The organism is Parvibaculum sp. (assembly GCF_049672805.1).
In the GTDB taxonomy this organism is placed as follows: domain Bacteria; phylum Pseudomonadota; class Alphaproteobacteria; order Parvibaculales; family Parvibaculaceae; genus Parvibaculum.
In genome coordinates this window covers 1-10,201 of record NZ_JBATWS010000422.1, presented here as the reverse complement: position 1 = coordinate 10,201, position 10,201 = coordinate 1, and the positions used below count along the sequence as shown (strand labels likewise).

The following is a 10,201-nucleotide window of genomic DNA, read 5'->3' as shown; positions in this document are numbered from 1 at the left end:
CTTCCAGCGGGTGAGGCGAGCAGGATGAAGAAAGACGACCGTGCCCGCCGCCCCTTTCGCAACGCCCCAGCGCGCCGCCAATGTTTCGAGACGCGCTACGGGCGGCGGTGCGAAAGCCTCAATCTCGATGCCGCGCGGCACGGTGAAGATGCGTCCTTCGGACGGCGCGTGAACCTTGCGAATGTTTTCTGCGGTGTAGTCGGAATTGGCGATCACTGCATCGCCGCGCACCATCACCGAATTGTAGAAGACCTTGAGGCGCGGCTTTTCATGCACGCGGGAGTGATAGGTGGTGACAAAAGGCTTCTGCGCGCGCCGCGCCGCCGCGAGCGCGCTCCATGCAGGCGCGCGTGAGCGCGCGTGAACGAGATCAACGCCTTCCCGCGTAATGAGCCGCGCAAGCCGCTCCACATTCAATCCCATGATGACGGGGTTCTTGGAATGGGCGGCCATCTCGATATGTTCGGCACCGCAAGCCGCAAGCTCCGGCACCATGCGCCCGCCCCGGCTTGCCACGATGGCGCGGCCACCTGCCGCGACAATGGCAGCCGCTATATCAACCGTGGTGCGCTCCGCACCGCCTGTTTCGAGCGCGGGCACGATTTGCAGTATGGTCGGGCGCGGATTCAACTCTTCGAACGGATTGGCCAAAGGCGGGAATCCCTGTTGGATGATCGCCCCCAAGGAAGCGAAAGAGGCAAAAGACAATGACCGACACGACCTCACCTCGCAAGCTTGAGCGCCCGCCTTACGAGGGAAGCAGCGGCGAGACGCTTGCCTGTCTCGTCGAGGAACCCGCATCGCCGCGCCCGACGGGCCTTACCTGGCTTGGCGGTTTCAAGTCTGACATGACGGGCACCAAGGCGAGCGCCCTTGCGGATTGGGCGCGCGGGGCAGAGCGGCATTTTACACGCTTCGATTATTACGCGCATGGCGCATCGAGCGGGGATTTCCGCAAGGCGACAATCGGGCGGTGGCTTGATGATGCGCTGGCCGCGCTCGACACGCTGGCGAAAGGCCCGCAAGTGCTGATCGGCTCCAGCATGGGTGGCTGGATAGCACTACTCTGCGCGCTGGCGCGGCCTGAGCGCGTGAAAGGACTGGTACTTATCGCGCCCGCGCCGGACTTCACCGAAGAGCTGATGTGGAAAGGTTTCTCGCAGGAGATCCGCGACGCGCTCATGCGCGAGGGCCTTTATCGCGAGCCTTCCGACTATTCCGATGAGCCTTATGAAATCACCATGAAGCTCATCGAAGAGGGGCGGAACCATCTCATTCTCGACAAGCCGATCCCGCTTCACATGCCAATACGCATCCTTCAGGGCATGAAGGATGAAGATGTGCCCTGGCAACATGCGATGCGGCTTGTCGAGCAACTTGAAAGCAGCGATGTCATCATCACCCTGTCGAAATCAGGCGATCACCGGCTTTCGACGCCGGAAGACATTCAGCGCCTCATCGAGACGGTGGAAGGGTTGCTAGCCGACATCGAAAAACCATTATAGGCCGTTTTCCAGGAGCGCCTTCAGCCCTTCGCGATAGGTCGGATAGGCAAGCTCGACGCCGAGTTCTTCATGGATGCGACGGTTCGAAACGCGGCGCGAAGCCATGTAAAAACTCGCAGCCATCGGCGAGAGGTTTGCTTCCTCGAAGGCCACCTCGGGCGGCGGCTCCTTGCCGAGAAGCAGCGCCGCATAGGCGACGACATCGGGTGCGGGCGCTGCTTCGTCATCGCAGACATTATAGACGGCGCCGGGATTGGGCCGCGCGATGGATGCCTCCAGCACCGTCGCAATGTCTTCCACATGGATGCGTGAAAAAACCTGCCCTTCCTTCACGATGCGACGCGCGGTGCCCTCAAGCACGCTTTTGAGCTGGTTGCGGCCCGGCCCGTAAATCCCAGCAAGGCGGAAGATGTGGAGCGGCAACCCGCTCGCTCGCGCAAACGTCGTCCATGCCGCTTCAGCTGCGGCGCGGCGGTCGCTGCGGGCAACTGCCGGATCGAGCGGTGTGTCCTCGCTCACCCAGCCGCCTTTTCTGTCGCCGTAAACGCCGGTGGTGGAAAGATAGCCCGCCCATTCGATAGCGGGGACAAGTTTGCGCAAGATATCCTGATGCGCGGCGAGCACGGGATCACCTCCCTCGCCGGGCGGGGTCGAGATCAGAAGATGTGTCGTGCCCTTGAGCGCCTCTTCAGGCAATGGCTTGTCGCCAGCAAAGATGAATGCCTCTATCCCCGCCGCGCGGAGATCTGCCATCTTTTCCTCTGTCCGGCCGGTGCCTGCAACGCTGCCGCCCTGCGCTGCAAAGCGGCGGGCGAAGACGCGCGCGCTATAGCCGCACCCGAAACAGAAGAGCCGCTTGCCCGCTTTCATCTTGTTTCCTCTCTCTTCACGAGAACTGGCGCTTGCAAGAAGGAGCGCGCTGGACAACCCTGTCGCCCATGAAAAACATGATCTTGCCTTCGCTGGCGCTTGCCGCCCTTCTCTTTGCCCCCTGCGCGGCACTTGCGCAAGCTGAGGGGGAAGCCGGGTTGCCCGATTATGATGAGTGTCTTGAGCTTGTCGCGGAAGATGCGGCCCGCGCGCTCGCCATGGCGCAGACGATGAAGCTGCAACGGGGCGACGCAGAAGCAGGCGCGCTTCACTGCGAAGCGCTGGCGCTGATGGGGCTCAACCGGGCGGCCGAGGCAGGCAGCACCTTCTTCACGCTTGCCGAAAGGCTGACACGCGCGGATGACGCCATGCGCGCGGAAATCTATGCGCAGGCTGGTGATGCCTGGTCGATTGCCGGTTCGACGGACTCCGCCATCCGCGCCTATGACAATGCCATTGCGCGGATGCCCGATGAGGCGACCTATTACACGGGCCGCGCACGGGTGAAGGCGATTTCAGGAAACTGGGAAGGCGCGCGCAGCGATGCCGCCGAGGCGCTCGCCCGCAATCCTTTCTCCCCGGAGTCTCTGCTGCTCCGCTCGGCGGCAAACCGGGAGCTTGGCTATCCCCGCGCGGCGCTGGTCGATGCGAATACGGCAGTGAAGCTCAAGCCGCATGATCTCGATGCGCTGCTGGAGCGCGGCCTTGTGCATCACGCGCTGGGAGACCGGGCAAATGCGCTTGCCGACTGGCTTGCCGTCACGCGCTATGCGGAGGAAACGGGCCGGAGCGGGCACCCGGCAGCGCAGGCAGCGAGAGATTATCTCAGCGAATAGAACGCCACTCCTCGCGCACGGCTTCATCTTCTTCCACATGCAGGGCGGCATCGGCGCGGGCGCGCAGCGCTTCGCCTTCGCCGAGTTCGCCAAGCGCCCAGATGGCCATTGCCCGTACGAGCGGCGAGGCATCGTCGATCAGCTTCCATGCTTCTTCGGCAAGGGCAGGTTCGTGCGAATTGCCAATCGCGATCAGCACATTGCGCACGAAACGGTCGCGCCCCGTGCGCTTGACCGGGGAGCCGGAGAAGAAGGCGCGAAAGCCCGCATCATCAAGCCGCACCAGCTCCGCAAGCAATGGTGCCTCCAGTTCCTCTCGGGCATGAAAGGCGCTTTCGCGCGCGGCCTGCGCGAACTTGTTCCAGGGGCAGACGGCAAGACAATCATCGCAACCGTAAATCCGGTTGCCCATCGCCTTGCGAAACTCGCGCGGGATATGCCCTTTTTCCTCGATGGTGAGATAGGAGATGCAGCGCCGCGCATCGAGTTCGTAAGGCGCGGGGAACGCCTTTGTCGGGCAAGCATCAAGGCAGCGATGACACGCGCCGCAATGATCGTCATGCGGCGCATCGGGCGCAATGTCGAGCGTGGTGAAGATCGCACCGAGAAAGAACCAGGAACCAAGTTTTCGCGACACGAGATTTGTGTGCTTGCCCTGCCAGCCAAGCCCGGCCGCCTGCGCGAAGGGTTTTTCCATGACGGGCGCCGTATCGACAAAGACCTTCACTTCCGTCTTTTGCGTCTCTGCGAGCCAACGCGCCACCTGCTTCAGACGCTTCTTTACAAGGTCGTGATAATCGCGATTGCGCGCATAGACGGAAACAGCACCACGCTCGCGCCGGTCGATCAGATCAAGCGGGTCGCTTTCCGGGCCATAGGTCAGGGCGAGCATGATGACAGAGCGCGCTTCCGGCCAGAGCGTTTGCGGGTCGGCACGGCGCGCGGCTGTTTCTTCCATCCAGTCCATCGAGCCGTGACGGCCAAGGGCGAGCCAGCGGCCCAGTTTTTCGGGAAGATCGGGCCGGGCATCTGCACGCGCAAAGCCGATATCGTCGAAGCCTGCTTCCCTCGCGCGCGCCATCAGCGCCTTGCGCAACGCGGTCTGATCGTGTGCCGGATCAGAAGTCGAGATTGGCATAGAGCTTGGGCGGCGGCATGCCCGGCAGGTGATCGGCGAGAAGGCCGCGGAAGGAAGGACGCGACTTTATCTTCGCGTACCAGTCCTTTGCGCCCTGATACTGGTTCCACGGCACATCCCCCACATAGTCGAGGCAGGAAATATGCGCAGCAGCCGTTATATCGGCGAGCGTCAGCGCGTCACCGGCGAGCCAGTTCCGCTCCTCCATCAGGTAACAGATGTAATCAAGGTGATAGCGCAGATTGTGGAGCGCGACGCGCACGACGCTCATCTCCGGCGCACCGCCCCCTTCATGCGCCCCGAGAAAACGGCGCATCACCTTTTCAAAGATAAGCCCGCCTGAAACTTCCGCCTCGAATTTGCGGTCGAACCAGTCCACAAGGCGGCGTACTTCTGCGCGGGCGCGTGGATCTTCCGGCAGGAGCTTCACCTCTGGTGAGATTTCTTCGAGATATTCGGTAATGGCAGTCGCACCTGAAAGCGGCTCACCATCTTCTTCCACGAGTACGGGCACTTCACCTGCCGGGTTCATCATCAAAAACTCGCGGCGGCGTTCCCAGTCCCGCTCCTCCACGAGTTCGAACTCGATATTCTTTTCCGCGAGCACGAGGCGCACCTTGCGGCAGGCGGGCGAGATCGGCAGATGATAAAGCTGGCGCATGTTTTCGCGTTCTACTTCCCTGTGCTCTGCGCCATCGTTCCGGCAGCAAGCTCTTCGATGATCGGACAGTCGGGGCGGTCATCGCCGTGGCATTTGCGGGTGAGCAATGCCAGCGTTTCGCGCATCGCCATCAGACCACTGATCTTTTCATCAATCTCGGCCATATGGTTTTCTGCTATCGCCTTCACATCCGCGCTTGAGCGGGCACGATCCCGATAGAGCATGAGGAGATCACGACATTGTGCAACGGTGAAGCCAAGCGACCGGGCACGCGCGATGAAGCGCAGCGTATGCACATCTTCCGGCGAATAGAAGCGATAGCCATTGGCATTGCGCTCCGCACTTTCGATCAGCGCGATGTCCTCATAGTAGCGAATGGTCTTTGCGGGAACGCCGGAACGCGCGGCCGCTTCTCCAATATTCATGGGCGATGCCCTCAGTTCGCGTTGGCGCGCTCGAACTGGCCGGCCTTGCGGAACCGGTAGAGATAGGTCGGCAATACAAGTGCGAGCGTGGTCGGCGTGATGCCCAGCCCTTCAAGCGTGCGGTCCTCTGCGGCTGCTTCCTCGCTGACCACGTTGTCCTGACCGAGGAGGCGCACCTGATCGGGCGTGAGCGGCGGGTTCGGTAGGAATTGCGTCACACAGGAAACAAGTGTCGCAAGGAAGGTCGGAACAGGCAGAAGCGTGCGCTTGCGCAGTGTTGCGCGGAGCATCTCTTCCATCAGACCACGGAAGGTGTGCTTTTCGGGGCCGCCGAATTCATAGACCTTGCCGCCCTCACCGCTTTCGATGATGCAGGCGATACCTTCCGCCAAATCCTTCACATAGACGGGCTGGAAAAGCGCATTGCCGCCGATCACCGGAAGCACGGGCGTGAGCCGCGCAAGAGCGGCGAAGAGGTTGAAGAAATTGTCTTCCGGGCCGAACACGATGGAAGGCCGCACGATATTGGCCTGAGGCAGCACTTCGCGCACCGCCTTTTCGCCCGCGGCCTTGCTGCGCGCATAGGCGGATTTGCTGTTTTCGTCCGCGCCAAGGGCGGAGACATGAAGGAAAGAGACGACGCCTGCATCCCGCGCGGCGCGGGCAACGCGGGCAGCGCCTTCATCCTGCACGGCCTTGAATGTCTGGCGGCCGCTCTCATGCAGGATACCGACAAGGTTCACCACCGCATCCGCACCGGCAACCGCCGCGCGAACCGACGCGTCATCGCGGATATTGGCCTGAACGGGCTCCACCTGACCGACAACACCCATGGGGCGGAGGAAGAGCGCATCATTCGGACGGCGCACGGCAACCCGCACTCGGTAGCCCCGGCGGGCGAGCGCATGAACAATATGACGCCCCAAAAAGCCCGATCCGCCGAAAACAGTCACCAGGCTGCCTCTGGCAAGGCGGCCCGCTGCCTTGTTCCGGTCTGCATTGTCGTGCTGGCCTGCGCCTTCGCCGCTCATCTGGTCTTGCCTTTCCCTTGAAACCCGGCCCCGAACTCGGCGCCTTGCGCGCCTGGGCCACATCTCTGACTGCCCCCTTGATAGCCTATGCTGGCGGCGGGGCAAAGTGCGCTCGAAAGGCAGAAAGCGGAAGATCGTCCCGTCTTTCTCGCGCCAGTCCATTGACAATAAGGCGGCCCCTATTTAAGCAACGCCTCACGTGCCCAGGTGGCGGAATTGGTAGACGCACCAGCTTCAGGTGCTGGCGCTCGCAAGGGCGTGGAAGTTCGAGTCTTCTCCTGGGCACCATTCCTTTCTTCCCCCTCTCTCTGCGGGGCCAAAGCGGAGCCGGTAAATGGCCGTCACGCTGCACAGGGGCGACCTGCCCGATGGTATCGATTTCGGCGCGAGCGTCGCGATCGATACCGAAACGATGGGGCTGAACCCCGAGCGGGACCAGCTTTGCGTGGTGCAGCTTTCGGCAGGGGACGGCAACGCCCATATCGTTCAGCTCGACCGATCGACCTATCATGCGCCGAACCTTCGCACGCTGTTGGGTAATCCCGATGTCCTGAAGATTTTCCATTTCGCGCGGTTCGACCTGGCGATGATCCAGCGCTATCTCGGCGTTGTGACCACGCCCGTCTATTGCACCAAGATCGCCTCCAAGCTCGTCCGCACCTATACGGACCGACACGGGCTGAAAGATCTCGCGCGCGAACTCGTCAATGTTGACATGTCGAAGCAGCAGCAAAGCTCTGACTGGGGTGCGCGCGAGCTTACCGAGGCGCAGCTTGCCTATGCCGCATCTGATGTGCTGCATCTCCACGAGATCAAGGCGGTGCTTGACGACATGCTGGCCCGTGAAGGGCGGACGGAGCTTGCGAAAGCCTGTTTTGCCTTCCTGCCCGTGCGCGCCGCGCTCGATCTCGCGGGCTGGCCGGAGCAGGATATTTTCGCGCATTGAGTGAGGCGAAAGCGCCCGGCCTGCCTTTGCGGGCGTCCGGCCTTTCGTTGACGCATTATGGAGCTTCCGCGCATACTGACGCATGAGCGGGGGGCATGCGCCGCGCCTTTCAGGACAGCGGCGAAGTGGAGCAGCAGAAGATGAGCGAGGGTACCGGCGACGAAAGGTCCGGCGCCGGAGAGGCAAGAGCGACGCGCAGCGCCCGGCCATCCGTCCCGCGCCCGGAGCCGCGCCTTGCCGCTGGCCCGGCGAAATCGCGCTACAGCAGCTTTGTTTCCGCCATGAAGATCGTGCTGCCGCTTGGCGCGATCCTGCTTCTCGGTGTGATCCTGTTCTATTCCGGTGTCTTTGACAGGCGCGATGAACTCGACATCGCCTTCCGCGAGATCGACCAGCAACCCAGCGATCTGCGCATGGTAAGCCCGCGCGTTGCCGGCATCACGGCGGACGGGCAGCCCTATCTCATGACCGCCGACAATGCGACGCAGGATCTCTCCCGCCCGAATTTCGTGACCTTTGAAAACATTCAGGCCGACATCAAGCTCAATGAAGATGAAGAGTGGATGTCGCTGACGGCGCGGGCGGGTATCTATAATTCGGAAGAACAGACGCTCGACCTTCAGCAGCAGATCGATATCTTCACCACCTGGGGCTATGAAATGCATGGCGAGAGCGTCAGGGTGGATTTCGAGCGGGGCGCACTTGAAAGCGTCAATGAAGTTAAAGGCCACGGGCCGCTCGGCACATTGCGCGCCGACGGCATGAAGGCCGAGCGCGCAACGCAGGTGCTGCGCTTCGACGGCAATGTCAGAATGCTGATTCTCCCGGATCAGCAGGGTGAAGAGGACAAGGATTGATGCGCCGGAACAGCATTTTCTCACGCGAGCGGCGGGCAGGCGGATGGGCAACCAGCGCCCTGGTGGCCACCCTGCTCTGCCTTTCCTCCCCTGCGCTCGCCCAGCAGCCGGGTGGCTTCCGCACCGATCCCGACAAGCCGATCGAGGTGGAGGCGGATGCGCTGGAAGTAGAAAACACCAAGCAGACCGCCACTTTCATCGGCAATGTCCGGGTGAAACAGGGGGAGATGCGGCTGAAATCCGACAAGCTCACCGTTTTCTATAATGGCAGCGGCGGTGCCGGGTCGTCGCGCATCGACAGGATTGCCGCCAGTGGCAATGTCGTGGTGTCCGCCCCCGATGCGCAGACCGCGAGCGGCGAATGGGCGACCTACAAGGTCACCGACCGCCAGATCGAAATGGGCAATGCCGTGGTGCTCCGGCAGGGCGACAACGTCATTCGCGGCTCGCGTCTTTACGTCAATCTTGCCACCGGCCAGGCCCGCGTCAGCGGCGCAGAGGGCGCAAATAATGGCGGTACAGGCCGCGTTCGCGGCCTCTTCCAGCCCGATAAAGACTGATCCAGTCGCATAAGTGCCGATTGCCTTCTTCACTTCATACAATTTTAATGCCAAGTGACGTTTCATGGCATTAATCAAGGAAGTGGGGCCTTATGACGGGCAATTCGGACATGGCAGGATATGAGGGCGACGCTCGCACCGCAGGTGCCGAGAGCGGGCCGCATCTCGTAGCCGATAATCCGGGGCTTTCCGTCGACAGAATCGGCAAAAGCTACAAGGGCCGCCCCGTTGTGCGCGGGGTCAGCTTCCATGTGCAACGCGGCGAGGCGGTTGGCCTTCTCGGCCCCAACGGTGCCGGCAAGACGACCGTTTTCTACATGATTACGGGGCTGATCCAGCCCGATTACGGCTCGATCTATCTCGACGGGCAGGATGTGACCGATCTGCCCATGTACCGCCGTGCGCGGCGGGGCATCGGCTATCTGCCGCAGGAAGCCTCGATCTTTCGCGGCATGACGGTGGAGCAGAATATCCGGGCCGTGCTTGAAGTGATCGAGCCGGACCGCGAGCGGCGGGAGGCCGAGCTTGATGATCTCCTCGCCGAGTTTTCAATCACGCATCTGCGCCGCACGCCTGCCATTGCCCTGTCAGGTGGCGAGCGCCGCCGCGTGGAAATTGCCCGCGCGCTTGCGACCCAGCCGTCCTTCATGCTGCTCGACGAGCCTTTCGCGGGCATCGACCCCATCGCCATCGGCGATATTCGCGATCTCGTGGCGCATCTGAAGGATCGTGGCATCGGCGTTCTCATTACCGACCACAATGTGCGCGAGACGCTGGAGCTGATCGACCATGCCGTCATCATTCATGGCGGCACGGTGCTGATGGAAGGCTCCCCCGCCGAGATTGTCGGCAATGAAGATGTGCGCCGCCTCTATCTCGGCGAGCGGTTCAGTCTGTGATCGGATGCGGGGGCACTGAGCAGACATGGCACTAGCACCGAGACTGGAGATCCGTCAGGGACAATCCCTGGTGATGACGCCGCAGCTTCAGCAGGCGATCAAACTTCTTCAGCTTTCCAATCTCGAACTGGCCGAATATGTCGAGCAGGAGCTTGAGCGCAATCCGCTTCTCGAGTTGCGCTCCAATGATGATGAGCGCAGCTCCGGCGACGACCTGCGCGACGATCGGGACCGCGACCGTATCGTTACGGAAGAGACATCGCTTTCCCTTTCCGAAGACGGGCCGCCGCCGCTTCGTGATGGTGATCTCGATACGGATTATGAAAATATCTATGCCGATGAAAGCCGGGCCGATGCGCAGAATGATGCGGCAGCCATACCTGGCCAGCCGTCATCCGACTGGCAGAGCAGCCGGACGAGCAGCACCGGCGGCACCGGCGATGGCGAATTCAGCTTCGAAGCCACGCTGACAC

The 10,201-nt window shown here is 62.0% G+C and carries 12 protein-coding genes, 1 tRNA gene and 1 pseudogene; 8 read left to right on the top strand and 6 right to left on the bottom strand.

Going from position 1 to position 10,201, the window contains the following annotated elements:
- A partial coding sequence (locus tag WBF74_RS13110; protein WP_424440629.1) for a glycosyltransferase occupies positions 1 to 651 on the bottom strand: 651 nt, incomplete at its 3' end.
- Between the two features lie 56 nt (positions 652 to 707).
- Between WBF74_RS13110 and WBF74_RS13105 the strand changes: the two genes are divergently transcribed.
- Positions 708 to 1,505, top strand: coding sequence for an alpha/beta hydrolase (locus WBF74_RS13105; protein WP_424440627.1), 798 nt, complete (start codon positions 708 to 710; stop codon positions 1,503 to 1,505).
- Here the strand turns inward: WBF74_RS13105 and WBF74_RS13100 are convergent.
- Positions 1,500 to 2,375: an SDR family oxidoreductase gene (locus WBF74_RS13100; protein ID WP_424440625.1), complete on the bottom strand. Its 876-nt coding sequence runs from the start codon at positions 2,373 to 2,375 to the stop codon at positions 1,500 to 1,502. The genes WBF74_RS13105 and WBF74_RS13100 overlap by 6 nt on opposite strands.
- A 68-nt stretch (positions 2,376 to 2,443) precedes the next feature.
- Between WBF74_RS13100 and WBF74_RS13095 the strand changes: the two genes are divergently transcribed.
- Complete coding sequence (locus tag WBF74_RS13095) at positions 2,444 to 3,211, top strand: hypothetical protein (RefSeq protein ID WP_424440623.1); 768 nt, start codon at positions 2,444 to 2,446, stop codon at positions 3,209 to 3,211.
- On the opposite strand, the gene queG is transcribed toward WBF74_RS13095, so the two are convergent.
- Genes queG through WBF74_RS13075 form a run of 4 tightly spaced genes read right to left on the bottom strand, consistent with a single transcriptional unit; the run spans position 3,201 to position 6,466 of the window.
- The gene (gene queG / locus WBF74_RS13090; protein ID WP_424440621.1) at positions 3,201 to 4,349 is read right to left on the bottom strand and encodes a tRNA epoxyqueuosine(34) reductase QueG; all 1,149 of its coding nucleotides are present in this window, start codon (positions 4,347 to 4,349) and stop codon (positions 3,201 to 3,203) included. The genes WBF74_RS13095 and queG overlap by 11 nt on opposite strands.
- Entirely contained in the window at positions 4,330 to 5,010 is a 681-nt protein-coding gene (locus WBF74_RS13085) for a glutathione S-transferase family protein (protein WP_424440619.1), read from the bottom strand. Before WBF74_RS13085 ends, queG begins: the two co-directional genes overlap by 20 nt.
- Before the next feature lie 11 nt (positions 5,011 to 5,021).
- A complete protein-coding gene (gene cueR, locus WBF74_RS13080; RefSeq protein WP_424440617.1) occupies positions 5,022 to 5,435 on the bottom strand; it encodes a Cu(I)-responsive transcriptional regulator in 414 nt (137 codons plus the stop codon).
- 11 nt (positions 5,436 to 5,446) lie between these two features.
- Positions 5,447 to 6,466, bottom strand: a complete 1,020-nt coding sequence (locus tag WBF74_RS13075; protein ID WP_424440615.1) for a complex I NDUFA9 subunit family protein — start codon at positions 6,464 to 6,466, stop codon at positions 5,447 to 5,449.
- A 201-nt stretch (positions 6,467 to 6,667) separates the two neighbouring features.
- On the opposite strand from WBF74_RS13075, the gene WBF74_RS13070 reads away from it, so the two are divergent.
- The 6 genes and pseudogenes from WBF74_RS13070 to WBF74_RS13045 all read left to right on the top strand — a co-directional run.
- Positions 6,668 to 6,754 (top strand) — tRNA-Leu (locus WBF74_RS13070).
- A 46-nt stretch (positions 6,755 to 6,800) separates the two neighbouring features.
- Positions 6,801 to 7,412 (top strand): ribonuclease D, encoded by a 612-nt coding sequence (locus tag WBF74_RS13065; protein WP_424440613.1) that lies wholly within the window; start codon positions 6,801 to 6,803, stop codon positions 7,410 to 7,412.
- Positions 7,413 to 7,507: 95 nt separating this feature from the next.
- Complete coding sequence (gene lptC, locus WBF74_RS13060; RefSeq protein ID WP_424440611.1) at positions 7,508 to 8,269, top strand: LPS export ABC transporter periplasmic protein LptC; 762 nt, start codon at positions 7,508 to 7,510, stop codon at positions 8,267 to 8,269.
- A complete protein-coding gene (gene lptA / locus WBF74_RS13055) occupies positions 8,269 to 8,829 on the top strand; it encodes a lipopolysaccharide transport periplasmic protein LptA (RefSeq protein WP_424440609.1) in 561 nt (186 codons plus the stop codon). The genes lptC and lptA overlap by 1 nt, the downstream gene beginning before the upstream one ends.
- A gap of 110 nt (positions 8,830 to 8,939) precedes the next feature.
- The gene (gene lptB, locus WBF74_RS13050) at positions 8,940 to 9,728 is read left to right on the top strand and encodes an LPS export ABC transporter ATP-binding protein (RefSeq protein ID WP_424440631.1); all 789 of its coding nucleotides are present in this window, start codon (positions 8,940 to 8,942) and stop codon (positions 9,726 to 9,728) included.
- Positions 9,729 to 9,753: 25 nt separating this feature from the next.
- Positions 9,754 to 10,201, top strand: a pseudogene (locus WBF74_RS13045) (RNA polymerase factor sigma-54); the annotation flags it as partial.